Source organism: Kitasatospora sp. NPDC090091 (assembly GCF_044747365.1).
Lineage (GTDB): Bacteria > Actinomycetota > Actinomycetes > Streptomycetales > Streptomycetaceae > Kitasatospora.
On record NZ_JBIVDY010000043.1, the window covers coordinates 1 to 26285 of the forward strand.

A 26285-nucleotide genomic window follows, 5' to 3' on the forward strand; every position below is an offset into this window, starting at 1 on the left:
GCATCGTCCATGCCTCGGACCGGGCGGCCAACGCCTTGTTGTAGACGAGCCGCACACACCCGAACGTGCGAGACAGCTCGGCCGCCTGCGCGTCGGACGGGTAGAAGCGGAACTTGAATGCCCGCTTCACGTGAGTGGTCGTCACGGATCACACGCTAGCAACAATCTCTGTGACCATCCGCCGGGCGATCGTCTTCCGAGACGCCACACCGCCTCAGCGGCGGTCTGGCGTCTCCCGTCCCGCTACGCGGGCGATCCGTTTCCTCTCCCGGCTGAAGCCGGGAGTATCCACGGAGGTATCAGATGATGAACAGGACGGCCAATCCGGTGGCGCTGATCACCGGCGGGTCACGCGGGATCGGCCGCGCGACCGCCCTGCGGCTGGCCCGGGACGGCTACGACATCGCCCTCTGCTACGGCTCCGACGCCGACGCCGCCCGGGCCCTGGAGAAGGAGCTGCTCGACCTGGGCCGCACCACCTACGTCCGCCGGGCCGACGTCTCCGACGCCGCCGCGGTGGAGGCGCTGGTCGACGGCGCCGAGGACGCACTGGGCCCGGTCACCGCCCTGGTCACTTCGGCGGCCATCCTCCGGGACACCCCGCTGGTCCTGATGGAGGACCAGGAGTGGCAGGACGTCCTCCAGGTCAACCTCAGCGGCGTCTACCACGCCTGCCGCGCGGTGATCGACGGCATGGTGCTGCGCCGGCACGGCGCCATCGTCAACCTCTCCTCGGTCGCCGGCATCTGCGGCAACCCCGGCCAGACCAACTACTCCGCGACCAAGGCCGGCATCATCGGCTTCACCCGGTCGCTCTCCCAGGAGGTCGGCCGGTACGGCATCCGGGCCAACGTGGTCGCCCCCGGCTACATCGACACCGACCTGGTGGCGCAGCTCCCGGAGGAGGCCGTCGAGCGTTCGCTGGAACAGGTCTCGCTGCGGCGGCTGGGCCGCCCGGAGGAGGTGGCCGAGCTGGTCGCCTTCCTGCTGTCCGACCGGGCGGGGTACATCACCGGCGAGGTCTTCCGGATCGACGGCGGCTTCCGCTGACGGCCCGCGCCCGGCCCGGTCGGACGGCCGCCCGACCGACCGCCGAAGCGGAGATCATCACGCTATTCACGCCCCCGGGTGATTTCGGCCGATCCGTGTATCTACCGGTGGCTATGATCCACTTCTCGTGACGGAACGTCAGAACAACCGACCGGCCGACGAAACGGCCGACGTGGTCATCCTCGGTGCCGGGCCGGCCGGGCTGCTCCTCGGCAACCTCCTGCACGGCAGCGGCATCGACTGCGTCGTCCTGGAACGCGCCGACCCCGACCACGTCCGGACCAGGGCCCGCGCCGGCTTCCTCGCCGCCAACACCGTGCGGATCCTGGACCGCCACGGCCTCGCCGACGGCCTGCAGCGCGCCGGCCGGGCCCACAGCACCTGCGAGTTCCGCACCGAGGACGGCCGTTTCCGGCTGGACTACGGCCGCCTCGGCCGCGGCGAGCGGCACACCGTCTACCCCCAGCAGGAGCTGGTCACCGATCTGCTGAACCGATTCCTCGACGCCGGCGGGCGGATCCGCTTCGAGACCGAGGCCCTGGCCGTGCACGACGCCGACAGCCCGCACCCGACCGTCACGGCGCGCGAGCCGGACGGCCGCCCCACCCGGTGGCGGGCCCGGTACGTCGCCGGCTGCGACGGCCGCCACGGCGCCGCGCGGCGCTCACTGCCCCCGGGCACCCTGCGCCACCACCACGACCACGGCGCCACCTGGCTCGGCCTGCTGGTCCAGGCCCCGCCCAGCCTCGACGCCGTCGGCTACGCCGTGCACCGGCGCGGCTTCGCCGGCCACATGGCCCGCACCGCCGAGGTCACCCGCTACTACCTCCAGTGCGACCGCGGCACCCCGGCCGACGCCTGGCCCGAGGAGCGCATCTGGCACGAGCTGGACCTGCGGATGCGCGCCGCCGAGCACGGCCCGATGCACCGCGGCCCGGTCCTCCACCGCACCGTCGTCGACCTGGACTCCGACGTCGTCGAGCCGCTGCGCCACGGCGCCCTCCTCCTCGCCGGCGACGCCGCGAGCCTGCTCAGCCCCTCCGCCGCCAAGGGCGCCAACCTCGCGGTGCTGGCGGCGGAACTCCTCGCCGAGGCCCTCGTCGACGACCTCGCGCACGGCGACCCCCGGGCCCTGGACCAGTACTCGCGCCGCTGCCTGGCGCACATCTGGCGCGCCCAGGAGTTCTCGCACTGGATGGTCCGCCTGCTGCACGCCGTGCCCGGCCCGTACGGCCGATCGCCGTTCGACGACTCCCTGCGCCGCACGCGCCTGGAGTCGCTGCGCACCTCGCGCACCCACCAGGACTGGTTCGCCGAGAACTACGTCGGCGTCTGAGCGCCACCCCCGAGCACCGGAACGAGGACGCCCGCCATGACCACGACCGCCACCACTCCCCCTCCCCCCGCCCCTGCCCCGGCCGCGCCCACCCCTGCCACGATGCCCCCGGACGACGCCGCCCGGCTGCGCGCCACGGCCGACTTCGTCCGGCAGCAGGACACCGCCGCCCTGCTCCCGCTCCTGCTGCCCGGCCTCGACGGCCCCGAACTGCGGGCCCTGGCGCAGCACACCCGGTTCGCGCACGCCGCGCTGCTCGTCTTCCCGACGGGTCCGCAGGCCCTGCGCGCGGATCTGGCCGCCTGCGGCCTGGCCGCCGACACGCCGGCCCACCCCAGCGTCGTCGTCCGGCAGCGGCTCGCCCTGCGGCACCGGCGCGACCCTGGCGAACTCGACGTCGGAATCCTGCGCCCCGCCGTCCGCGGCAGCGACGGGACGCACCGCACGGTCGAGGTGTTCACCCTGACCGTGCCGCCGGGCTCCGACCTGGTCGGCCTCGCCGAGCACGAGCGGGCCCACCAGCACGAGGCGCACCTCGCCTTCGAGGTCGCCCGCCCGGACCCGCTGGTGCTGCGCGGTCTGTGCGCGCTCCTCACGCGCCACGGCGCGACCGCCGACGGCGGCGGGTACAACCCCCACGAGGACGGCACGGTCTTCTACTTCACCGCCCCCGCCGGCTCCCGGGCCGGCTACCGGCGGGTGGAGCTCTACGCCCACGGCGACCACCGCGACGTGCTCGCCGCCCACCTGGAGGAGCAGCGCGCACAGCTGCCCGCCGAGGCCCTCCTGCGCCGGCTCACCGGCGCGTGGACCACCCAGGCCCTCGCGGCCTGCGCCCAGCTCGGCGTGCCCGACGCGATGGACACCGGGGCCGCCACCGACAGCGCGGCGCTGGCCCGGCGGCTCGGCGCCCACCCGGGCAGCCTCGCCACGCTGCTGCGCTACCTCACGATGCTCGGCGTCGTGGCCCGGGAGGGCGAGGCCTTCCGGCTCACCGACGTCGGGGCCCTGCTGCGCGCCGACGCCCCGGGGTCGCTGCGCCCGCTCGCCCTGCTGTACGGCGGCCCGTTCTACCGCTCCTTCGCCGGCCTCGCACACACCGTACGGACCGGGGAGACGGCCTTCGACCACGTCTTCGGCGAGAACCACTTCGACCACTTCGCCCGCGACCCCGAGCTCGCCGAGCTGTTCGACCGGTCCATGGCCGCGAGCTCGCACATGTTCGAGCCGCTCCCCGCCCACCCCGTCCTCACGGCCGCGGGCCGCGCACCGGCCCCCGCGACCGTCGTCGACGTCGCCGGCGGCAACGGCGAGCTGCTCGGCCGCCTCCTCGACGCGCACCCCCGTCTGCGCGGCGTTCTCCTCGAACGCCCGCACGTCGTCGAGGCAGCGCGCCGCCGGCTCGACGCGGCCGGCTGCGGCGACCGCTGCAGCTACCGGGTGGGCGACTTCGCGGACGTCCCCGCGGGCGGCGACGTCTACCTGCTCTCCCGGGTGCTGCACGACTGGGACGACGAACGCTGCCGCGAGATCCTGCGCCACTGCGCCCGCGCGATGCCCGCCCACGCCGACCTGCTCGTCGTCGAGCGCATCCTGCCCGCCGACGGCTCGGCCTCCCTGGCCACCGCCTGGGACCTGCACATGATGTGCAACGTCGGCGGCCGGGAACGCCGGGAGGACCACTACGCCCGGCTCCTCGCCGACGCGGGGCTCACCCTCGTGGACCGCTCACCGCTGCCCCTGGACGCCAGTGTCCTGCACGCCCGCAAGGCCGCCGCGCCCCGTCTCGTCCCGCGCCCCGCGCCGTGAGCCGTCGGCCGGGGCCGGCCGGCACCCCGGCCCCGGGACGACGGCCCGAACGACGACCCGGCCGGCGGCCGCGCGCCGGTCAGCCCGCCGCGTCCCTGCTCGCCGCAGCCGCGGCGGGCCCGGACCCGACCGGCACGCCGTCCCCGAACTCCCCGGCGTGGTCCGGGATGTCGAGCACCTCCCGGGCGGCGAGGGTGTCGTCGAGGTCCTCGGTCCGGAAGCCGCTGGCCTGGGCGCACAGGTAGAAGACGGAGGTGACCGCGGCGATCACCAGGGTGTCGAGCGGGAAGGGGACCGCCGGATCGCCGGTCGGCCCGTACTCGCCGTAGTAGGACAGCGGCAGCAGGGCGAGCAGCAGCCCGAGCAGCCAGAGGCCGCCGGTGACGTGGCGGCGCCCCTCGCGGCTGCTGGCCGCCCAGAGCAGGCCGGTGAAGACGGCGATGCAGAGGGTGAAGGCGGTGGCGTACAGCCCGAAGCCCCACCCGGTGTGGCGCGCACCGTGGCGGGCCAGGAACCAGCCCCCGGAGGCGGTCGTCCAGACCCAGGCGGCCAGGAAGGCGAGGGAGAGCGGGACGGCCACCACCCGGTCGATCCAGCCGCGCCTGACGGCGGTGTAGGCGGCGAAGACCGGCAGCCCGGCGAAGACGGTGACGAGGAGGGTGACGAGGGTGGTGAAGCCGGACCAGTAGATGACCAGCACGCTGCAGATGAAGCTGGCCGGCGACCAGAGGGCGGCCCACCGGAGCCGGAACGGCCGCGGCAGGTCGGGGGCGGTGCGCCGCAGCGAGGAGAGGCTGACGCTGCCCATCAGGAAGGTCAGCACGCCGGCGGCGGAGATGAACGAGACCAGTTGGTACCAGCTCGGTGCGGGGATGAAGAAGAGGCAGCCGACCAGGAAGCAGAAGGCCGTGGCGACGGTCGGCACACCGCGGGGCGAGAGTCGGCGGAAGACCTCCGGCGCCGCCCGGTGGTGGGCCAGCGCCTGGCTGACCCGGGCGCTGTTGCCGAGGTAGATCCACCCGGCGCCGGCGGGCGAGAGCACGGCGTCGACGAGCAGCACGCTGCCGAACGCGGCGAAGCCCGCGGTGCCCACGGCGTCGAGGGCGTGGAAGAACGGGCCGGAGGCCCAGGTGCTGGCGTTGAGCGCCGCCCAGTCGCCGGGGCGGACCTGCGCGTCCTGCCAGTCGATGGCGCCGATGAAGGCGATCTGCAGGAGGGTGTAGAGGACGGTGGGGACGGCGATGGCCACGATGATGGCGATCTTGGCGTCGCGCCGGGGGTTCTTCATCTCGCCGCCGAAGTCGAGGGCCTGTCTGAAGCCCACGAAGGCGAAGGCGATGCCGGTGGAGGAGATGGCGTGCACGGTGCTGGCGCCGCCGAACGGGAGGAATCCGCCGGCCAGGGAGAAGTTGTCGCCGCGCAGGGCGAAGAAGAGCAGCAGGAAGGTGGCGACCGGGATCACGATCTTCCAGAACGTCACCCAGTTGGTCGCCACGCTGAACTTGCGGATGCCGATGACGTTGACGATGTAGAAGACCACCATCAGAGCGATGGCGGAGGTGATGCCCTCCGGCCAGGTGAGCACCGTGGTGCCGTCGACCTGTTCCACGACGTGGAGCCCGGGGAAGCGGCTGCCGAGGTAGGTCATGACCGCGACCGCTTCGACAGCGGGGATCGACACGGCGAAGAGCCAGGCGGCCCAGCCGATGATCCAGCCGGTGAACGCACCGTGGGTCAGGTACGGGTAGCGGACGACGGTGCCGGTCAGGGGGAGCATGCCGCCGAGTTCGATCCAGGTCAGGGCGATGACCATGAAGACGACACCGGCGATGACCCAGGACAGGATCGCGGCGGGCCCGGCGATCCCCGCCGCGGAGAGGACCGCGAAGAGCCAGGCGGAGCCGATCTGGCCGCCGATGCTGAGGAAGACGAGCTGGGCGAGGGTGACCTCCCGCCGCATGCGGCGGGCCGGTTCGGGCAGTTCGGTGCTCACGTGGGTGCTCCTCCTGGGGATGCGGGGGCCGGGTGCGGATGGTCGGACGGGGGGCGGGTGGGGCCGGGTGCGGGTGAGCGACGCGTGCGGGCGGCACGGCGCGGGCAGCCCGTCGCGGGCGGCCCGTCGCCGCGGTCAAGGGTGAGCGGGGGCAGGGTCGACCCGCCCCCGCTCGGGGTGTGGCTGCCGTGCCGTGCCGGGGGCGTCAGGTCACCGGCCGGTGAGCGCCTGGGCGAGCGCCGCCCGGTCGACCTTCCCGGTCGGGGTGAACGGGAAGGCATCCACGACGACGTACCGCGCCGGGACCATGTGGCCGGGCAGCACGCCCTGGAGGCTCGCGCGGAGCCGCTCCTCCTCGATCCGCTCGCCGGGCACCCGCACGCAGTGCGCGGCCAGGAACTGCTCCCCGGTCGCCGTGGCGTGGACGGTGACCAGGGCGTCGCTGACCCCGGGCAGGTCGCGGAGCTGGCTCTCGACCTCGCCCAGTTCGACGCGGGACCCCTTGATCTTGACCTGGGTGTCGCGGCGGCCGAGGAACTCCAGGTCCCCGTCGGGCAGCACCCGCCCGTAGTCGCCGGTCAGGTACGCCGGGATGCCGAGCCCCTCCCACGTCCGGAACCGCTCCGCCGTCAGCTCGGGCCGGTTGAGGTAGCCGTCGGCGACGGCGATCCCGCCGATGCAGATCTCCCCCACCTCCCCGTCCTTGACCGGCTGCATCGCGGCGTCGACCACCTTGACGACCGCGTTGTCGATCGGCCGGCCGATCGAGGGCAGCACCGGCCACGCGACCGGGTCACCGGTGAGCTTCTCGGCCGTGATGACGTGGGTCTCGGTGGTGCCGTACTGGTTCTCCAGCGACGCGCCGGTGCGCGAGAAGAAGGTCCGCACCGACTCCCCGATCTGGAGCTGCTCGCCCGCGGTGACGACCTCCTTGAGCGAGCCGGGGAAACGGTCCTGCTGGACGGCCGCCTCGATCACCTGGTGCAGGGAGACGAAAGGCAGGAAGACCCGGTCGATCCGCTGCTCGTCGATGTAGGCGAGGAGCTTGGCGGGGTTGCTGCGGGTGGCCTCGTCGACCAGGACGAGCGTCCCGCCACTGGCCCAGGTGCCGAAGATCTCCTGGAAGGAGACGTCGACGCTGAGCGGCCACAGCTGCAGGGTGTTCCAGCCCACCGTGGAGCCGGAGTTCTCGACCTGCCAGGCGATCAGGTTCGCCAGCGCGCCGTGCGGCATGACGACGCCCTTGGGCCGGCCGGTGGAGCCGGAGGTGTAGCTGATGTAGGCGAGGTCCTCGGGCCGGGCGTCGGTGCCCCGCCGGGACGGTTCGGCGGGCGCCTCCCCGTCGAGGACGTTGTCGAGGACCTCCAGCCGGCAGCCCTCGGGGACGGTGATGAGGTCCGCCAGGTGGGCCCGGCAGAGCAGCCGGTCGGCGCCGCTGTCCGCGAGCATGTAGTCCAGGCGTCCGCGCGGATAGGTGTCGTCCAGCGGCACGTAGGACCCGCCGCCGGCCAGCACCGCGAGCACGGCGATCGCCAGCTCCGGCGACCGGTCGTTGAACAGCGCCGCCCGGCTGGTGCCGGCGAGGTGTCCGGCCAACCGCTGTATCGAGGCCTGAACTTGACGATATGTCAGTTCACCTCCCGGCCAGCGCAGGGCGATCACGTCGGGGTGGGCCTGCGCCTGCGCGGCCACCATCTCGTGCACGAGCTGCGGCTCGGTCCGGTTCTCTCTGCCGTGTCCGGTCATGGGAAGACCCTCCTTCTCCGCGGCCATGGCCATGGCGCAGCGGAAGACGATGCGAGTGTGTGAGGTGCGGGTGTGCGCGGGTGCGCAGGTGCGCGCCCAGGTGCGCGGGGAAGCGAAGTGCGGGGATGCGGGGATGCGGGGAACGGGGCGCCCCCGCCCGCCGGAACAGCCGGACTGCAGGAACGTTTCACCTTGCAGTGAAGCCCCCAACGGCCGTCGCTCCGCGGGGTGGAAGGCCGATCAGACCCCGCCGCCGATGACGATGCCGTGCTTGGTCGCCAGCGCGTTCATCCGGCCCATGTACTCGTCGACCAGGTCCTGCGTCACCTTCGGGCAGCAGCCGGCGATGAAGTCGCGGATCATCTCGTCCATGTCGAGCTCGTCGGCCGTCCGGTAGAAGTCCATCCGGGACTCCAGGTAGGCCCGGTCGACTTCGAGGCCGAACTCCGCGGCTCTGGCCTCGGCGTAGTCGGGGTGGGTGAGGTAGCGGTAGGACTGCGAGCCCGGGATGGGGCAGAGCGGTCCGAAGTCGAGGGCGGCGAAGGTCTTGGGGTGCTCCTCGACGATCCGGGTGAGCGCCTCGTGGTTGTCCGCCATGATCTCGGGCGTGATGCCCAGGTGCGTCACCACCAGCCCGGCGGTGATCATGCCGCCCCGGTCGATCACCCCCTCCAGGGCCCGGAGGTTGTGCCCCATCGGCGCGTGCGCGCGGCCCCGGCCGCCGATCGGCTGCTTGTTCATCACGCGGAGCGACACGTCGGAGAGGCCGTCGAAGCCGATGAAGAAGTGGTCCAGGCCCAGCTTGTTGACCAGGGTGTCGATGCGGTCGGGGCCGGTGGCGAACGCCTCGGCCCGCGCGTAGCCGAACATCTTCGGACGCTCGGCCTCCGGCAGGGCCAGGAACCACTCCGGCGGGTTGGCCGCCATCGCGCGCAGCATCCGCCAGAGCGTGAGCGGGAGCTCGTCGGCGGTGATGTAGAAGTAGTTGAAGCCCTGGTTGTGGACGTTCTCCAGGATCCGCCAGGCCCGTTCGGCCTCCGGTGCGATGATTTCCCGGACACCGGGGATGATGCCGCAGAAGTCGCAGGCGTTCAGCGGCACGCCCTCCAGGCGTTCGCCGGCGAACTTCACGCAGCCGCGCCCGATGTCGACCACCTGACTGCGCAACTCCCGGTCGCGCATGAAGAAGTAGACCTGCTGCTGGCCGGCCAGGTAGTGCTTCTCGTGCGGGATGAAGCTGTCGACGAGGCCGTAGTCGACCAGCGGCAGCCGCTGGTACTCGGCCGGATTCTCCGGGTTCCGGTGGACCGTGCCGCCGGGGTCCCGGTAGACCAGGCCCGCGTAGTCCATCGCGGGTCGCAGGCGGCCGGCGAGCCGGTCGCTCATGAACTCGGCGAACCCCTCGACCACGTCGTTGCCGTAGAAGCCCACGTCCACGGCGGGCTGATTGGCCATCACCCGGTCGTACAGGGCCGAGAAGTGGTCGTTGCCGAGGACCACCAGGATGTCCGGGTTGAGCTCCTTGGCCCGCTTGGCCATCGCGATCGAGGCCCCGTAGTTCGCGGTCAGGACGCTGAAGCACAGGGCCCGTATTCGATGGGCGTGGGCCTCGATGAAATCCACCAGCACGGAATTGCCGTGGACGGTTCCGTCGAAGTACCCGACGCTCGGCCCGCCGTCGGCGAGCTTCGGACGCAGAGCACTCATCAGCGTCAGGAGCCCGAGATTCGGATAGATCGCCGTGTTCGCGCTCGATGTGTGGCGCGACGTGTCGTTGGCATTGATGAACAGGACGTACTGTGCGTCTTCGGCCATGCGGAACCACCACTCTCGCAGAGGACTGGATCGGGCATGTGCTTGTCGTGCAGACGTGCAGACGTGCAGGTGCAAACGTGCAGCGGTACGGGCATGCAGGCGTGCGGAGGTACGGGTGCGCGGAGGTACGGACATGCAGGCACACGGGCGTGCAGGCAGACGGGCGTGCCCGGTCGAACGACGGGCCGGGTGGCCACACGTCGAACGTTCACGACACGGGTCGTCACCGAAGGCGCGCACGGCCGGGGCCGCACGGTGAAGGGGTTCGCCGAGAGGGGGAGTACCGCCCCTATGCGCCGGCGACCACCGCGGATTCGCCGCCGGTGAGCTTCACCAGTTCGGCGAAGGTGGTTCTGAAGACCGAATGGGGCATCCCGGCCCCGGTCCACACCTGGTCGTACTCGTCCAGGGCGACGTCCACCAGCGTGCGGATGGACTGCGGATGGCCGATGGGCGCGACGCCGCCGACCTCCTGGCCGGTGGCTCTGAGCACGAATTCCGGTGAGGCGCGTCGGATCTTTCCGCGGCCGACGCCGAGCAGCCGGGCCAGCAGGCGGGTGTCCACACGATGGGCACCGCTGGTCACGACGAGCAGTGGCGTGCCGCCGATGTCGAAGATCAGGCTGCTCGCGATGGCCCCCACCGGACAGCCGAGCTGTTCGGCGGTCTCCGCAGCCGTGGGCGAGGCCGCCGGCAGCTCGACGATCTCCTCGGAGCTGCCCGATTCACGCAGCACTTCGCGTACGCGCTGTACTGTTCCTTGCAACGAAACCCCCCTTGCGCCTTGCAAGTGCGCGCCCTGCGAGCCTCACAGCGGCGGCTGGGCCCCTGTGGGGTAGAGCACGATCAGTGTGGCCTGGGTCGTGGTGCTCAGGCTCTCGTAGAAGTGCGGCCGGTCGGCCGAGAAGACGATGAAGTCCCCGGCGTCGAGCGTTGCCGGATCGTCCTTGGGGCCGACCCGCATGCTGCCCTGATGGAGCATCAGGTGTTCCATGACGCCGGCGCCGTGCGCCGGGGACTCGAACATCCCCTGGCGCGTCGCCATGTCATAGATCTCGTACATGGTGGGGCCACTGGTCATCCGGTGCACCAGCCTGAGCTGGAGCCCGTCCCCTCTCACGAGGGTTCCTTCGCCGGCCCGCCTGACGTGCGTCTTCGGCGGGTCGTCGCAGGTTATGAGGTCGGTCAGCGTCACACCGAAGTGCGTCGCCAAGGTCATCAGGGTCTCGACCGTCGGATTGCCACGGCCGAGTTCGAGCTGCGACAGGGTGGCCTTGGCCACGCCCGACTGCCTTGCGAGTTCATTCAGTGACAGTCCGCGGGCGTCGCGAATCCTGCGTAGATTTGCAGCAACGGCACCCATCACGTCTGTCACCGGGCGACCGTATCCCACGACCGACCGTCCCATCAAGACGGCCATTCGGTCGTTTTGACGACCGATAGCGAGAATCACCCCCGGAATCCGCCCGGCCGGCCCCCGCCGATTCATCCGCTCCCCCGGACCCCCGAGGCCGGAACCGCGCGCTCCACGGCCCCACCGGGGCCGTCCGCCCGGCGGTCGAGCACCCGATCCGATCGGCAACGCCACCTCGCATCACCGCAGTTGAGCGGGTTCACCGGATCGAGTGGCGTCCGGCGCGACACGCCGACAACGCCTCCCCCGGCCCCCTACGGTGGAATCGCCGTCGGCGCACTCACGTGCGACAAACGATCACCAGCCCGCCCCACCAATGCGTCCCGGCCCGAACCGCATCCACCCCCGGCGACCGCTTCCGCACCCCTTTCTTCAAGAGACGTCAAGAATCGTCAAGAAACTCCGTGACCGGAGAAGTCCGCCACCAATCAATACAGTTATCGGATTGCACCCGGCCCCGGTGCTCACGGCCACATCGAGGCCTCCCAGCGAACCGTCGCAACGAACCCCTCGACGAAGGGACGTACGTGACCAGCGGACCCGACACCCCGGCCCCGACGGCCTCCGACAGCGAACAGCTGCTGTTCGGCGGGCCGATGCGCTACGACTACGGCTGGACCAAACACGAGATGGCCAGCGGCGAGGTGACGTTCTGGGCCGTCGCCCGGCAGATGCCGCGCTTCCTCCACCTCGCAGGCCGGATGGCCTGGCAGGCCGACCGCGGAGCCCTGCTCACCCTGGTCGGCGCCGAGCTGCTCCGCGGCCTCGCCGCGGCAGTGGCGCTGATCGCCACCAACCACGCCCTGGCCGCCCTGCTGGCACCCGGTGACGTCACCCACGTACTGCACGCCGCACTACCGGCCGTCATCGCGGTCGGCGCGGTCGCGGGGCTCTCCTCCCTGCTCTCCGCCGCCTCCGGCTGGGCCGGCGGACGACTCGAACCGGCCGTCTTCCGCCGGGCCACCGTCGAGTTCCTGGGCATCGTCGCCCGCTCCGAACTGGAGGCCATCGAGGACCCGGACTTCCTCGCCGAGGTGGACAGCGCCCGCTGGGGCGCGATGGCGCTGCAGAACATCATCGGCGAGGCCACCGCCGTCCTCACCGCCGCCTTCGGCCTCGTCTCCGCCGCCGGCGTCCTGTCCGTCCTCCACCCCGCCCTGCTGCCGATGCTCCTGCTGATCACCGCACCGCGCGGCTGGTCCGCCGTACGGACCGCCCGCCGCCGCTACGCCTCGACCCGCGCCTGGCTGCAGCACTCCCGGGCCAGCACCGCCCTCGCCGACATGCTGATCCGCCCGAACTCCGCGGCCGAGCTGCGCGTGCACGCCAGCGGCCCGTTCATCCTCCACCACTACGAGCAGATGGCGCGCGCGGCCGAGCGGGAACAGGCCCGGCTGACGGGCGCCCGGGCGCGCACCGACCTGCTCTCCGCGATCATGGCCGGCGCCGCCACCGTCGGCGCGTTCGCCCTGCTGGGCTGGCTGGTCACGGGCGGCGCCATCCCGCTCGCCGCCGCCGGCACCGCCGTGGTGGCCATCCGCACCGGCTCGGCGAGCATCGGCGGCCTCGTCTCCCAGGTCAACCACCTCTACGAGGAGTCGCTCTTCGTCCGCGACCTCGACCGGCTGCGCCGCGAGGGCCACCGCCGCGCGATCCCCACCGGCGGCACCCCGCTGCCCGAACGCCCCCAGGCCATCACCGTCGAGGGCGTCTCCTTCACCTACGACGGCCGCGACACCCCGGCCCTGGACGAGGTCAGCCTGACCATCCCCTGCGGCAAGGTGATCGCCCTGGTCGGCGCGAACGGCTCCGGCAAGTCCACCCTGGCGAGCATCCTCTGCGGGGCCTACCAGCCCCACGAGGGCCGCGTCCTCTGGGACGGCATCGACACCAGGACCGCCGACCGCGACCAGCTCTTCGCCGGCGTCGCCCTGCTCGCCCAGAACTTCCAGCGCTGGTCCTTCACCCTGCGCGCCAACCTGCTCCTCGGCCGCCCCGAAGTCCCCTGCGGCCCGCGCCGGCTGGAGGCCGCCGCCGACTACGCCGACCTCCGGCCCGTGATCGACGACCTGCCCCGCGGCTGGGACACCCTCATCGCCAAGGGCTTCGAGGGCGGGGTCGGCCTCTCCGGCGGCCAGTGGCAGAAGGTCGCCCTGGCCCGCACCCGCCTACGGCTCACCACCCCCGACGCGGACGGCCGGCTCCCCGCCCTGGTCGTCGTCGACGAACCGACCTCCGCCATGGACCCCGAGACCGAGGTGGAGACCTTCGAGCAGATCCGCCACCTCACCGACCTCGGCGTCACCGTCATCCTGATCACCCACCGCCTCGGCGCCACCGCCGGGGCCGACCACATCTTCGTCCTCGACCACGGCCGCCTCGTCGAACAAGGCACCCACACCGACCTGATGTCCCGCCAACCCCCCACCCGCTACCGCGAGTCCTACCTCCTCCAAGCCGCCCAGTACACCACCACCCCCATCCCCCACCAACCCTCCCCCACCCCCGACCCCACCCCCTGACCACCCCACGCAACGGGGGCGGCCTCCGGCCCGGCAGCAGCGGTCCTACTCGGGCACGGCGTGGTGGATCCCCGTAATCGTTGCAGCCGTGTCGAAGCCGAGCACCGGGTCGGGCCGGCCGGAGAGCAGGCTGGCGTAGAGCGGGCGGTAGTGCGCGATCTTGCGGGGAGTGCGCCCGTCGTTGCCGAAGGCGTCGAGCAACTCGGCGCCCCGGGCGGCGAAGCCGGTCATGGAGGTGTGGTCGATCCACACCTCCACCCCGGACCGGCCGAACAGCAGACTGCTCTCCTTGCTGCTGGATCCGGTCAGCCAGCTGCTGCGCAGCCGTGCCTCGCCCGTCTCTCCCCGGGAGCGGAAGCCCACGGTGCACCACGCGCTCGCGCCGCCGTCGGTCTGCCGGACGGAGGTGAGTTCGGTGAGATCGACGAAGCGGGTGAGCATGCTGAGCTGGTTCACCCCCGAGTCCGTCCAGCTCGACACGTACGAGGCGAAGGCCTCGGGCCCCCGCAGGATGTAGGGGTCGTAGAACGCCGAGGTGATGGCCGTGACCGGTCCCCAGTCCGGGTGTGCGGCGAGCAGCTCCGCCGCCCAGTCCACCTCGGGGGAGAAAGCGAAGTGGTGGGCGGTGAACAGCCGGCTCTTCACGTCGGCCTTCCCGTCCAGTTCGCGCAGCCGCGCGAGGGAGGCGAGGTCGTGGACGAGGGGCTTCTCCACCAGGACTCCGGCTGTGGAGCGGAGAAGAGCCGAGGTTGCCAACTCCGCGTGTGTCTCGGTCGGGGTCGCGAGGACCACCAGGTCCGGCCGGTGGACGTCGAGCGCCTCGGCGAGGCTGCCGTAGTGCGGCGGCGTGTACCCGCGAAAGACGACCGGCCCCACCGACTTGGGGTCGACCGTGAACTCCAGCCCCACGTCCGGACGTTCGGCCAGGACGGCGAGGTGGGTCTCCGCGATGATTCCGACCCCGACCATGCCGACGCGTACCGGCTCGACGCGTTCCGGGTCAGTCATGTGCTCTCATCCCCTCGTCCGGCTCCGGTCCCGTGTCCCCGGGCCCTGGTCCCTCATCGTCGCGCGGCCACCTCCGCCCACCGGCCCAACGACACGGCGGGGCCGTCGACCCATTCGACCCGCGGGTCGTGCTCGACGGCCTCCGGGACGCCCTCGATCCAGCTGGTCACGATCGGGACCCAGTAGGTGTTGCCACCCGACCTGCGGGTCCGCGCATCGAGCTCGGCCCGCGTGCGGCGGGCGCCGTCGTGGTCACCGCCGATCACCTTGAGCAGGATCTGGGCGACGTCCGCCAGGTTGTGCCCTCCGCGGTAGCCGATACCGTCCGCCAGCTGCCTGGTGCCCCCGATCGCCTCCGCGGCAGCCGCCACGTCACCGGCCACCACGTGCGCGACCGCCTCGGCCGAGCGGACCTTGACCAGTTCGACCGGATTGGGCACCAGGTCGAGCAGGTCCCGCGCGCGGGCCGCCGCATCCGAGACCACCGCCGTGTCACCGGACCAGCAAGCGGTCTGCGTCAGGTTGGCAAGGGCCTTCGCCTCCGCGGCAGCCAGGCCCTCACGTCGGGCCAGGCCGATCGCCTCGGTGTACACGGCGGTCGCCTCGTCGAAGCGCGCGTTCACCCGCCAGATGTGCCCGATCAGCCGGAGCCGTTCACCCTCGTCCTCCGGCCCCCGGCTGCGCTGCTCCCGCAGCGAGCCGAGCGCGGTGTCGAAGCGACCGTTGAGGTAGTCGAAGTCGCAGAGCCAGTACCGCGCCGCCGCCTCGAACTCGCCGCCCAGCAGACCGCGGTAGATCGCCGCCGCCGCGGTGTAGTCGCCGTGGTTGCGCAGCGCGTGGGCGAGGTGGATCTGTACCAGCTGCGCCGTCGGACTGCCCTGCCGCACTCCCTCGCCTGCGCCGCCGAGCAGCTCGATCGCCTCCGCGGCACGGCCCGTGCGGCGTAGCTGGACACCCCGTATGGCCGCGAGTACCGCCCGGCACTCCGGCGTCCCCACCGGTTCGGCGTTCGACCCGGTGCCCAGCTCCGACCACTGCCCGGCCTCGACGAGTCGTTGCGTGGCACGGGCCATCCAGTCCTCGAACACTCCGTACTCGGCCGAGAGCTTGAGGCCGGATTCGAGGGCCTGCGCGGTGGCGACGCGGCCGCCGGACGGCCCGAGTCGTTCGCCCAGCCAGACCAGCAACCGGGCCGCGGCCTCGCTGCGGTCGCGGTCGGACCAGCCGTCCGGGAGTGTCCGGTCGGCCTCGCGGATGGCGTGGCGCAGCGCCGCGTGCAGGGCGTACGGCAGGGCGTAGGCGTCGTCGTGCGTGAGGAACGGCCGGCGCAGGAACCGGGCGACACTGCCGTCGGAGGCGTTGGGCTGTCCCGCTCGCAGCAGGTCGGCACCGACCCGGTCGGTGAGCGCCGCGGTGCGGACGAGATCGCGCTCCTCCCGGGGGAGGTCGCGGATCGACCGGGTGGCGACGGCCGTGAACGAGCCGCCGAAGTCCTCGGCCGACGGCTGCCCGTCGCGGGCGAGGAGCGCGGCGAAGTGCGACACCGACAGGTCCAGGTACAGGGGAAGCCCCTGACCGCCGGTGATGATCCGACGGCGGACGTCGTCGGGCATGGCGGGCTCGCCGTTGCGGGTGAGTGCCTCGCGGAGGTAGCTGTCGGCATCGGAGTCCGAGAGGTAGCCGACCAGGTGCTGCCGCGGTTCGGCGGTGCTGTTGCCGAAGTGCAGGTTGGGCCAGTAGCGGGGGCCGGTGAAGTCCAGCTCTCCGCCCACGCCCGCGTCCGCCCAGTCGATGCGGTTGCGGCCGGTGATCACGAACAGCACGTTGGGCATCAGGTAGACGCATCGCTGGAGCAGCCGCTCCACCGTGCGGTCGGCACGGCCGTTGACGACCTCGAAGGTGTCGAGGAACACGCACACCGTGGGCCGCCGGGAAGACCGGACCCGTTCGGGCTGGTGTTCCAGGTCCCAGGCCAGCAGATAGGGGAAGTACGAGAGCGTCTCGTAGTCGGCGTCGGCCTCGACCAGTTCGGCGAAGAGCTCGCAGTCGGCGAGCAGGCGACCCTCCCGCACCCGGTCCCGGACGGCGCGGTAGGTGGCCAGGGCCGCACGGTGCGCCAGCCCGGTCAGACCCCCGAGCCCCGCGGGGTCGACGTCCCGCACGGTCTCCGCGATCTGGTCACCGAGGCCGATGCTGCGGGAGGCGCGGCGCAGGGCCGGCGAGGCGTCGAGGAAGTCCTGAAGAGCCTCCCCGGGGTGCGCGCGGGCCCAGTACGACGCGAGCGCCAGGTCGAAGGCCTGCCACCGGCTGCCCAGCCGGCCCAGCCCGGCCCGCAACCGGAGCAGCAGCCCCTCGATGTCACAGGCGCCGTCCTCGGACAGGTCGACCCGCACGCCCACGACGTCATCGCGCCCCTCGGCCGCCGCGTCGGCGAGCAATCGGCGCTCCAGTTCGTGGGAGAGCGTCGTCTTTCCTATGCCTCCGACCCCGTAGAGCGTCAGGACGTTGCGGCGTCCCTGCGCCCGGTCGACGACCGGTGAGACCTCGGCCTCGTCCAGCGTCCGCTGCAGGCCCTCCACCGACCGGTTGAAGGCGGCCACCTCGTCGACCCGGTTGGTGAAGACCTGTTGTGCCGTGACGGTGGACGACAGTCCGCTCATGAACGCGGCCCGCAGGTTCACCCGTGCCATCCCGCCTCCTTCTCCGCGCCGCCCCGCGACAGCCGATCCGTGATCGCTTGAGGGGCAAACGATCTGAAATTCTGTCAGCTCCCGGTGGCGTGCGACAAGCAGCCGCCCTGGCGGGGCGCCGGGGCGGCTGCTGTCGATGGAAGGGGCCGGGCACTGCCTAGGTGCGGGCCTCGGTCGGTGTGCTGGGGGCCGGGGTGGGGTCGGCTCGGGTGTAGAGGACTTCGCGGGCCTGCTCGGCGGCGCGCATGATGCCCTCGGAGACGAAGTCGAGGAAGCGGGCGACGTTCTCCAGGCGGGTGGCGGCCGGGGTGCCGGGGCCGAGGATGGTGACGCCCTGCCGTGCGGCCTCGACGAACTTGGCGTTGTCCCGGGCGCTGCGGATCATCGACTGGTACCAGAGGTCGTCATCGACGATGTAGCGCTCCCGGCGGCGCTCGTCGCGTTCCCGGCGGACGAGGTCCAGGCTCTCCAGGAACGTGATCGCCTTGGAGATGGACGCCGGGCTGACCTGGAGGCGCTGGGCGAGTTCGGACGCGGTGAGGCTGCCCGCGTCGGTGGCGTAGAGACTGGCCATCACGCGCGCCGTCATCTTGGGCAGGCCCGACTGCATGAGGACGGTGGTGAGCATCTCCTCGAAGTCGCGCACGGCGTCGGCGTCACGCCCGTTCAGCTGTGTGACCGACTCCGGCCCCCGGGAGGAGGCGGGCTTGCGCCGGTGGGCGCGGCGTTCGGTGGCGCGGTGGGCCAGGTCGGCGCGGTAGCCGGTGGGGCCGCCGTTGCGCATCACCTCGCGCGTGATGGTCGAGGTCGGACGTTCGAGGCGTCGCGCGATCTCGGCGTAGGGGAGGCTGTCGGCCAGCCCCAGCGCGATCTGCTGGCGTTCCTGCTGGGTGAGCCTGCCTCCCGGCATCGCGATCTCCTCGGTGGGTCGTCCTTGGTGGTCCCTGCTCGCCCAGCATAGCGTTCACTTCTCACCCATTGCAATGATCAGGGCCTCCGCCATTGCGTTACCCCTCGGACCGTTGCAACGATTTCCCGCCAGCGACCTGCAGTGATGCGGATTTCGCGCAACGAGCTTGTTGCCACGCTTCGGAAAGCAACGTAGCGTTTCTGGTGTCAGAAAGAGCGAGCGAGCCCAGGAGGGCACGATGCAGAAGTTCGACACCCCCGCACCGATCGCGGCCGTCCTGGACATCCCCGCTGGGCGCATCCAGCTGATCGCCGCCGACCGCGCCGACACCGTCGTCGAGGTCCTGCCCGTCAACCCCGCCAAGCGGCGCGACGTGCAGGCGGCCGAGCAGACCACCGTCGCCTACGCCGACGGCGTCCTGCGGGTCCATACCTCCGGATCCAGGAACCAGTTGTTCGGCCCCTCCGGATGCGTGGAGATCACCGTCAAGCTGCCCGTCGGCTCCCGGGTCGAGGCCAGGACCGCCGCCTCCGAACTCCGCGGCGTCGGCCGCCTCGGCGACATCGCCTTCGACGGCGCGTACCGGCAGATCAAGATCGACGAGGCCGCAAGCGTCCGCCTCACCGCCACCGACGGCGACGTCGAGATCGGCCGGCTCAACGGCCCCGCCGAGATCAGCACCCAGCGCGGTGACATCCGGATCACCGAGGCCCTGCGCGGCACGGTCGTCCTCAGCACCCAGTCCGGCGACATCACCGTCGGCGCCGCCGCCGGCGTCTCCGCAACCCTGGACGCCGGCACCGGCTACGGCCGCATCAGCAACGCCCTCAAGAACAACGGCAGCCCAGAACTCGACATTCGCGCCACCACGACGTACGGCGACATCACCGCCCGCACCCTCTGAGCCCCAGCCGCCCGGGCCCGCGCGCCGCACCCCGGCCCCACGCCCAGGCCCGGCCCCGGCCCCGCACCCGCACCCGCACCCGCACCCGCGGATCGACCGCTCTCGCGCCACCCACTCCCCTGCCACTCCAGCCTTCGAACCGGAGGGTTCCATGCCTTCACCTGTCATGCCCGCGCCCAGGAAGGCCGGCGAGCCGCAGCCGCCCGCCGCCGTCACCGCCGTCGGTCTGCGCAAGTCGTACGGCGAGAAGACCGTCCTCGACGGAATCGATCTGCGCATCCCGGCCGGCTCGGTGTTCGCACTGCTCGGACCGAACGGCGCCGGCAAGACCACCACCGTGCAGATCCTCTCCACCCTCATCACCGCCGACGGCGGCCAGGCCCAGGTCGCGGGCCACGACCTCACCGCCGCCCCGCAGGCCGTGCGCGCCGCGATCGGCGTCACCGGGCAGTTCTCCGCCGTCGACGGCCTGATCACCGGCGAGGAGAACATGCTCCTCATGGCGGACCTGCACCACCTGCCCCGGCGCGAGGGCCGCCGGGTGGCCGCCGAACTGCTGGAGCGCTTCGACCTCGTCGACGCCGCGAAGAAGCCCGCCTCCACCTACTCCGGCGGTATGAAGCGCCGCCTCGACATCGCCATGACCCTGGTCGGCGCCCCGCGGATCATCTTCCTCGACGAGCCGACCACCGGCCTCGACCCGCGCTCCCGGCACAACATGTGGCGGATCATCCGCGAACTGGTCACCGGCGGCGTCACCGTCTTCCTCACCACCCAGTACCTGGAGGAGGCCGACGAACTCGCCGACCGCATCGCCGTCCTCAACGACGGCAGGATCGTCGCCGAGGGCACCGCCGACGAGCTGAAGCGGCTGGTCCCCGGCGGGCACGTCCGGCTCCGCTTCACCGACCCGGCCGCCTACCGGTCCGCCGCCGCCGCCCTGCACGGGGCCACCGCCGACGACGAGGCGCTGGCGCTGCAGATCCCCAGCGACGGCAGCCAGCGCGAACTGCGGTCCGTCCTCGACCGGCTGGACGCCGCCGGGATCGAGGCGGACGAACTGACCGTGCACACGCCCGACCTCGACGACGTGTTCTTCGCCCTGACCGGCGGCTCCACCCCTCCGAACCAGCCCGAGGAGAATGTCCGATGAGCTCGCTCTCCCTCGCCGTCCGCGACTCGTCCACGATGCTGCGGCGCAACCTGCTGCACGCGCGGCGCTACCCGTCGCTGACCCTGAACCTGCTGCTGACCCCGGTCATGCTGCTGCTGCTCTTCGTCTACATCTTCGGCGACACGATGAGCGCCGGCATCGGCGGCGGCGGCGCCGACCGCTCGCAGTACATCGCGTACCTCGTCCCGGGCCTCCTGCTGATGACCATCGGCAGCACCACGATCGGGACGGCGGTCTCCGTCTCCAACGACATGACCGAGGGCATCATCGCCCGCTTCCGCACGATGGCGATCCACCGCGGTTCCGTGCTCGTCGGACACGTCGTCGGCAGCGTGCTGCAGGCGGTCATGAGCGTGGTCTTCGTCGGCGCGGTCGGCGTGGCCATCGGCTTCCGCACCACGGACGCCACGCCGTTGGAGTGGCTCGCCGCCTTCGGCCTGCTGGTGCTGTTCGCCCTGGCGCTCACCTGGATCGCGGTCGGCATGGGCCTGGTCAGCCCGAACGCCGAGGCGGCGAGCAACAACGCCATGCCGCTGATCTTCCTGCCGCTGATCTCCAGCGCCTTCGTCCCGGTCGACGCGATGCCGGGGTGGTTCCAGCCGATCGCCGAGTACCAGCCCTTCACCCCCGCCATCGAGACCCTGCGCGGGCTGCTGCTCGGCACGGAGATCGGCAACAACTGGTGGATCGCCCTGGCCTGGTGCCTGGGCCTCACCGTCCTCGGCTACCGCTGGTCGAAGGCCGTGTTCGACCGCGACCCGAAGTGACGCCGCGGACTGCGACCCGCCTCGCAGTCCGCCCGTCCCACCCGAGGGGCGGCGCGCACCGACACCCCGTCGGTCCGCGCCGCCCCTCGCGCGGTCGGGACGGTCGCGATGGCGGTCAGCCGTGCGTTGCAGGACTGTTGCACGGGAAGTGGCACCTCTCACAGCCGTTCGGCGCGGGGCGTGATCGCATCGACGGATGCATCGATTCCCTCAGCTCACCGACCTTCTGACGGTTCATCGGTCCGTGGCGGCCGCAGCGACGGCCGCGGTCGCCGCCGCCCTGGTCGCGGGCTGCGGGTCCGTGGCGGCGACGACCGCGGCCCCGGGGGCTTCCGGGAGCGCCGGGCCGTGCGGGACACCGCCGGGGTCGGCGGCGCCCTCCGGGCAGAGCGGGGTGCGGATCACCGCCGCCGGCCCGAACTGCGCGGAGTACGAGGTGACCAATCCGGGCAGCGAGCCGTCCGACGTCACGGTGGTGTTCAGCCGGCTCCTGCCGGACGGCGGCGCGCTGGACAACGTGACGCGGACCGTCCCGGCGGTCGCTCCGGGCGCCACCGTGCAGGCACGGGTCGAGCTGGGCGGGCGGGAGACGGCGTCACCCGGCACCGGGCCCTGGGTGAAGATCATCCAGGTCCGCCGGGTCCCCAGCGCCGAGGCCCCGCAGCGCACCGGCCCGTGCCCGGCGTCGGGCCTGCGCCTGTACGCCGACGAGGGCGACGCCGCCATGGGCCTGCGCGTGGTCGGCCTCCACCTGCGCAACTGCGGAACCATCGTGGTGACCGTCAACGGCTACCCGAAGCTGCAGCTGCTCGACGCGGAGCACCGGCCGATCGACGGGGTGCGCATCCTGCCGGGCGGCGCCGAGATCGCCACCGGCACCGGTGCGGACAACCCGCCGCAGAAGATCGCGCTGCAGCCGGGCCAGGGCGCCCGCTCCACCCTGGTGTGGCGCAACACCGCACAGGACGGCACCCCGGTGAACGTCCCCTACGTACGGGTCCGGGCCTTCCCGGACGCGGCCCCCGTCATGGTCACCCCGGACCTCGACCTGGGCACCACCGGACGCCTCGGCGCCGGCGCCTGGCAGCGGGAGGACGGCCCGGCGTGACCGCTTCGTCACGCCGGACCCCTCCGGAGAACGTGAGGCGGGCCGGCCGTCACAGCACCGGCTGGGTCGCCTCCAGCCGCTGGACCGCCGTACGAACGGCACCCGTGAAGCTCCAGAACAGCGGCAGCGTGTTGGCGGCCCGGTCGGCGCGCGTGTTCTTGCCCGCGGCGAACATCGCACCGCGCAGATCGGTGGTGATCTCCAACTGCGCACCCATGCCCAGCAGGCTGCGGTTGCAGATGTTCTCCGGCGAGATGCCGGCGATCTCCTCCTCCCCGGAGGCGGTCACCGCGCGGATGCCCGCCGCCGCGAACTCCTCCATCAGGTACTGGCGGAGGGTGGAGTTGAGGCCACCGACCAACACGGCCTGGGCACCTGTCTCCAGCCCTGCCTGGGCGGCGGTACAGCCGTGCAGCGACACCACGTTGAGGCTGCCGGCGCACATCGCGCGGGCGGTCGTGTCGTCACAGTGGGTCGAGGTGACGTGCAGCGCGCTGTTGCCCGAGGAGCGCAGGCCCTCGAACATCCAGAAGTCGTGCACCGGCCCCGCGGCTGGCGTGGGGGTGAGGTCGGCCGGGTGGTAGCCGGCGATGGCCAGGCACAACTCGGAGGTGCCGCCCTCGATGCCGCCGCCGTGCGGGGCGATCACCGTGGTCCGGACGAGCTGGGCGCGAGCCGCCGGGTCCTGGTCGTCGATCAGGTGCCGGCGCGAGCGCCGGCCGTAGTCCACCCCCTCGACCAGGGCCGGGTCCGAGTAGAGCGCCGTATTGGAGGCGTAGAGGTCGGCGGCCTGGGCGGGGGTGCTCGCGAGAACGGTGCCCACGGCGGAGAGGGCCGGTACGGCGGCAAGTGCCGTGATCAGAGTTCGACGGTTTATCACAAGCGCGGATCATGACAGGAACTCGCGATCCTGGCAAACAATGCATCCACCTGCTGCGATCTCGAATGTGAATGCCACGGTGGAATTTCAAGGGACGGGTTTCCGGAGATCAGGAGATTGAGTTCCCGTCAGCCCGCGTCGCCCATTCGAAGCCCGGTGATTCCGCTTTGCCGGCCGGGCGCCTCCTGACCGTCAGCCGGAACGCGCACCGCCGACTCCCGTGGCCGGTGCGCGTTCCAACTGGCGAGCCGAGATGACCCGGAGCCTTGCCGGGCAGGACGGGCCACTCGTCGAGAAGGCCGGCTGCGTCCCCGCGCCCGTGGGCCGGGGGCCTGGTCAGCCGGCCTGCTCCTGCTCGGCCTCCACCTGGGCGTTCCAGTCGCGCTTGGCGGCCCGCCAGGCGTCGTCGTCCTGGCCGAACCGCCAGTAGCCCGAGACGGACATCCGCTCGCGCGGAACGCCGTGCTCCAGGCGCAGCTGGCGCCGCAGCTCCTTCACGAAGCCCGCCTCCCCGTGGACGAAGGCCGACACCGTCCCGGCGGGGAACTCCAGCGCACGCACCGCCTCGACGAGGGCCTCCCCCACCGGGCGGCCCCCGCGGTGCAGCCAGGTGAGGTCGACGGCGGCGGGCGAGACGATCTTCTGTTCCTCGGCGGCGTCGGCGACCTCGATGAAGGCGTGCACCACGGCACCGGGCGGCATCCGCTCAAGGGACGCTGCGATCGCGGGCAGCGCGCTCTCGTCGCCGACGAGCAGGTGCCAGTCGGCGTCCGCCTCCGGGGCGTAGCCGCCGCCGGGGCCGAGGATGCGCACCGTCTCGCCCGGTTTCGCCCGGGCGGCCCACGGCCCGGCCAGGCCCTCGTCCCCGTGCACGACGAAGTCGACGGTCAGCTCGCGCAGCGCCGGGTCCCAGGCCCGCACGGTGTAGGTCCGGGCCACCGGCCACTGCTCGCGCGGGTACTCCTCGCGGATCCGGGCCAGGTCGAACGGCGCCGGGTACTCCACGTTCGCGGGCGCGAAGAGCACCTTGACGTAGTGGTCGGTGAATTCCGTGGCGTCGAAGTCGTCCAGCCCCTCGCCGCCGAGGACCAGGCGCACCATGTGCGGCGTGATCCGCTCGGTGCGCAGAACCCTGGTCTCGCGGGCGCGCGGCGTCCTGCGGGTCGGCTGATCGGTCATGGGTACCCCCCGGTCATGTCGTCAGGTCGATCAGATGGTTAGGCTCACCTAAGTTAACAGGTCGCCGCGGAACAGCCGCTCAGTGGCTGCCGTCCGGGTGGTGGACGCCGAGCTCGCCGTAGGCCGGCAGGACGCCGGCCAGGTCGCCGGGCTTGTCGCGCAGCACCGCGTCCAGGAAGGCCAGGGTGGCTGCGGCGACGACGCGCGGGCTCTCGGTGCGGCCGAGGGTGCCGACGATCGAGGGCACGGGCGGCAGGTACAGCGGGCCGTCCATGAAGGTGAGATGTGCGGCGCCGGGGACGGTGAGCCGGTAGCTCGTCGCCGTGCCGGACTTGAGCGCCTCGGTGAGGCGGGGCAGGTAGCGCGGGTCGGTTCCCGGGGTGACGGCCTGGGTGAGGGCGAGCGTCGGCCGGTCGAGGGCGGGCGAGGTGGGGCCGTGCGGGTAGCCGTCCAGATCGATGACGGCGGCGAACCGGCGGTCCTGCCGGGCCGCCTGCAGCGCGGCGGCACCGCCCATGGAGTGGCCGGTCGCCGCGGCCCGGCCGGTGTCCAGCCGGCCGGCCAGCGCATCGGCGCCCTCGCCCCGGTCCAGGCCCTCCAGCCGGGTGAGGACGAAGCCGAGGTCGGCGGCCCGGACCGCCGTCCAGCCGGCCGCCAGCTCCTCGTCCTTGTCCGGGTCGCCGCTGGAGGAGGTCTCGGTGGTGATCGTCCGGCCGTCGGCGAGGACGACGGCGGCGGAGTCGTACGGGTGGTCGAGGGCGGCGACCACGTAGCCGTGGCTGGCCAACTCCTCCGCCCAGGCGGTGTTCTGGGTGCGCACCCCGCCCGACCCGGGCGAGAACAGGACGACGGGGAACCGCCCCCCGCCACCGTCCACCGGCGCGTCGAAGACCGCATGGCTGTGGGCGCGCGGAACACCGTCGACCAGGAAGCCCGGCAGGCCGACCCCGCGGGCGAGGGCGCCGGAGACGGTGCGCGCCTCCTGCTCCGTGCGTCCGAGGTACTGGGCCCGCGGCGTGCCCGCGGGGCTCTTCCGCGCGGGGTACCAGAGCTGGACCACGACCGTGCGCCGGTCGTCCGGATCGGGGGTGAAGGTCTCGGGACGGCCCGGATCGGTCCACTGCACCACCCGGGTGCCGACCGCGAGGTTTCCCGACGGTTCGGGGAACTCGGGGACGGGAAACGCCCAGGCGGCCACCGGGCCCGTGGAGATCAGACCGATACAGGCCACCGACCCCGGCAACGCCAGCCACCAGCGGGCCCGCCACTCCGGCCGGCCGGTACGGCGCCGCAGCAGGGGAGCGAGGGCGAACGGCGCCGCGACGGCGGCGCCGGCCAGGACGGGCAGCATCTGCCAGCGGATCCCCGTCACAGCCAGCACGATCACGGAGGGCACGAGGACCGCCCCCGCCGCGATCGTGACGCGCGGGCGGGCGGCGGGGGGGGAGCCAGCGTGCCGCCACCAACGCGACGGCGCCCAGCAGGGCGAGGATTTCCAGGGGGGACAGTTCCAGGGGGGACATGAGGAGTCCGGTGATGATCTCGGTCACCCGGCCATCGTCGGCGCCGGGTGTGCACCGCCACATCGATCCCGGGTCGCCATCGTGTGCGACCGGGGGCGCAATCCGCGCCGGCTCACAGTGCAACCGGAGGAGCAGTCGAGCACGCCGGACCGGACGCCGCTTTACGACCCCGGGAGGTGCCGGGACTCCTCCTGCGGTCGTATCCCGGCACGGTGGCGTCAGACGGTGGTCGCATGCGCGTCCCGTGGCCGACCGCCTACCGTGGCAGCACCGCGGCGCGGTCCCCGCCCGGGCAGCGCGAGGCCGACGGCGCAGACGGCGCAGACGGCGAAGCGCGAGGCGAACGGCGACAAGGACGTGTGTTGACTTCCTCCCCCTCCTGAAGGAGGGGGATTCCCCTCAGCCTCGCGGCTGAGCCGCTGCGCGTGAGCGCTGCGGTGGGACTACTTCCTGCTTC

General features: G+C 72.4%; 20 protein-coding genes and 1 pseudogene. 8 read left to right on the forward strand and 13 right to left on the reverse strand.

The genetic code is table 11. The features are described 5' to 3' along the window. The coding region (locus tag ACIPSC_RS38520; protein WP_400834954.1) for a helix-turn-helix domain-containing protein at nt 1-145 on the reverse strand (145 nt) is incomplete at its 3' end. 161 nt (nt 146-306) lie between these two features. Here ACIPSC_RS38520 and fabG point away from each other — a divergent pair. From fabG to ACIPSC_RS38535, 3 genes are all read left to right on the forward strand, one after another. After that, a complete protein-coding gene (gene fabG / locus ACIPSC_RS38525; RefSeq protein ID WP_400834957.1) occupies nt 307-1050 on the forward strand; it encodes a 3-oxoacyl-ACP reductase FabG in 744 nt (247 codons plus the stop codon). A gap of 172 nt (nt 1051-1222) precedes the next feature. Continuing rightward, nucleotides 1223-2386 carry a 4-hydroxybenzoate 3-monooxygenase gene (locus ACIPSC_RS38530; protein WP_400834960.1) on the forward strand — a complete coding sequence of 388 codons (1164 nt, stop codon included), beginning with the start codon at nt 1223-1225 and terminating at the stop codon, nt 2384-2386. Nucleotides 2387-2422: 36 nt separating this feature from the next. Continuing rightward, nucleotides 2423-4195 (forward strand): methyltransferase, encoded by a 1773-nt coding sequence (locus ACIPSC_RS38535; protein ID WP_400834907.1) that lies wholly within the window; start codon nt 2423-2425, stop codon nt 4193-4195. A gap of 79 nt (nt 4196-4274) precedes the next feature. Here the strand turns inward: ACIPSC_RS38535 and ACIPSC_RS38540 are convergent, their stop codons facing one another. The 5 genes from ACIPSC_RS38540 to ACIPSC_RS38560 all read right to left on the reverse strand — a co-directional run bounded on the left by ACIPSC_RS38540 (nt 4275) and on the right by ACIPSC_RS38560 (nt 11124). Then, nucleotides 4275-6188, reverse strand: a complete 1914-nt coding sequence (locus ACIPSC_RS38540) for an APC family permease (RefSeq protein WP_400834909.1) — start codon at nt 6186-6188, stop codon at nt 4275-4277. 210 nt (nt 6189-6398) lie between these two features. Next, on the reverse strand, nt 6399-7934 hold the full coding sequence (locus ACIPSC_RS38545; protein ID WP_400834912.1) for an amino acid adenylation domain-containing protein: 1536 nt from the start codon (nt 7932-7934) through the stop codon (nt 6399-6401). A gap of 240 nt (nt 7935-8174) precedes the next feature. Beyond that, nucleotides 8175-9749 carry a B12-binding domain-containing radical SAM protein gene (locus tag ACIPSC_RS38550; protein ID WP_400834915.1) on the reverse strand — a complete coding sequence of 525 codons (1575 nt, stop codon included), beginning with the start codon at nt 9747-9749 and terminating at the stop codon, nt 8175-8177. Between the two features lie 289 nt (nt 9750-10038). Continuing rightward, complete coding sequence (locus tag ACIPSC_RS38555) at nt 10039-10485, reverse strand: YbaK/EbsC family protein (protein ID WP_400834918.1); 447 nt, start codon at nt 10483-10485, stop codon at nt 10039-10041. 72 nt (nt 10486-10557) lie between these two features. After that, nucleotides 10558-11124, reverse strand: a complete 567-nt coding sequence (locus ACIPSC_RS38560) for a helix-turn-helix domain-containing protein (protein ID WP_400834921.1) — start codon at nt 11122-11124, stop codon at nt 10558-10560. Between the two features lie 566 nt (nt 11125-11690). Between ACIPSC_RS38560 and ACIPSC_RS38565 the strand changes: the two genes are divergently transcribed. Continuing rightward, complete coding sequence (locus tag ACIPSC_RS38565; protein ID WP_400834924.1) at nt 11691-13685, forward strand: ABC transporter ATP-binding protein; 1995 nt, start codon at nt 11691-11693, stop codon at nt 13683-13685. A 45-nt stretch (nt 13686-13730) separates the two neighbouring features. Here the strand turns inward: ACIPSC_RS38565 and ACIPSC_RS38570 are convergent, their stop codons facing one another. The 3 genes from ACIPSC_RS38570 to ACIPSC_RS38580 form a co-directional block, all read right to left on the reverse strand. Next, entirely contained in the window at nt 13731-14693 is a 963-nt protein-coding gene (locus tag ACIPSC_RS38570) for a Gfo/Idh/MocA family protein (RefSeq protein ID WP_400834927.1), read from the reverse strand. 53 nt (nt 14694-14746) lie between these two features. Next, a complete protein-coding gene (locus tag ACIPSC_RS38575) occupies nt 14747-17383 on the reverse strand; it encodes a tetratricopeptide repeat protein (protein WP_400834930.1) in 2637 nt (878 codons plus the stop codon). Between the two features lie 157 nt (nt 17384-17540). Next, complete coding sequence (locus tag ACIPSC_RS38580) at nt 17541-18293, reverse strand: helix-turn-helix domain-containing protein (RefSeq protein ID WP_400834933.1); 753 nt, start codon at nt 18291-18293, stop codon at nt 17541-17543. A 238-nt stretch (nt 18294-18531) separates the two neighbouring features. On the opposite strand from ACIPSC_RS38580, the gene ACIPSC_RS38585 reads away from it, so the two are divergent. From ACIPSC_RS38585 to ACIPSC_RS38595, 3 genes are all read left to right on the forward strand, one after another. After that, entirely contained in the window at nt 18532-19197 is a 666-nt protein-coding gene (locus tag ACIPSC_RS38585; RefSeq protein WP_400834936.1) for a DUF4097 family beta strand repeat-containing protein, read from the forward strand. Nucleotides 19198-19363: 166 nt separating this feature from the next. After that, nucleotides 19364-20350 carry an ATP-binding cassette domain-containing protein gene (locus tag ACIPSC_RS38590; protein WP_400834963.1) on the forward strand — a complete coding sequence of 329 codons (987 nt, stop codon included), beginning with the start codon at nt 19364-19366 and terminating at the stop codon, nt 20348-20350. Continuing rightward, entirely contained in the window at nt 20347-21138 is a 792-nt protein-coding gene (locus ACIPSC_RS38595; protein ID WP_400834939.1) for an ABC transporter permease, read from the forward strand. Before ACIPSC_RS38590 ends, ACIPSC_RS38595 begins: the two co-directional genes overlap by 4 nt. Before the next feature lie 234 nt (nt 21139-21372). On the opposite strand, the gene ACIPSC_RS38600 is transcribed toward ACIPSC_RS38595, so the two are convergent. Further along, nucleotides 21373-21582: a hypothetical protein gene (locus tag ACIPSC_RS38600; RefSeq protein WP_400834942.1), complete on the reverse strand. Its 210-nt coding sequence runs from the start codon at nt 21580-21582 to the stop codon at nt 21373-21375. Between ACIPSC_RS38600 and ACIPSC_RS38605 the strand changes: the two genes are divergently transcribed. Then, the gene (locus tag ACIPSC_RS38605; RefSeq protein ID WP_400834945.1) at nt 21575-22246 is read left to right on the forward strand and encodes a DUF4232 domain-containing protein; all 672 of its coding nucleotides are present in this window, start codon (nt 21575-21577) and stop codon (nt 22244-22246) included. The two genes, ACIPSC_RS38600 and ACIPSC_RS38605, sit on opposite strands and share 8 nt — an antisense overlap. A gap of 49 nt (nt 22247-22295) precedes the next feature. Here ACIPSC_RS38605 and ACIPSC_RS38610 read toward each other — a convergent pair whose 3' ends face one another. From ACIPSC_RS38610 to ACIPSC_RS38620, 3 genes and pseudogenes are all read right to left on the reverse strand, one after another. Beyond that, nucleotides 22296-23069, reverse strand: a complete 774-nt coding sequence (locus ACIPSC_RS38610; protein WP_400834948.1) for a poly-gamma-glutamate hydrolase family protein — start codon at nt 23067-23069, stop codon at nt 22296-22298. Nucleotides 23070-23462: 393 nt separating this feature from the next. After that, nucleotides 23463-24305, reverse strand: coding sequence for a siderophore-interacting protein (locus ACIPSC_RS38615; protein WP_400834951.1), 843 nt, complete (start codon nt 24303-24305; stop codon nt 23463-23465). Nucleotides 24306-24384: 79 nt separating this feature from the next. Next, nucleotides 24385-25828: pseudogene (locus ACIPSC_RS38620) on the reverse strand (alpha/beta hydrolase family protein). Nucleotides 25829-26285: the final 457 nt, after the last annotated feature.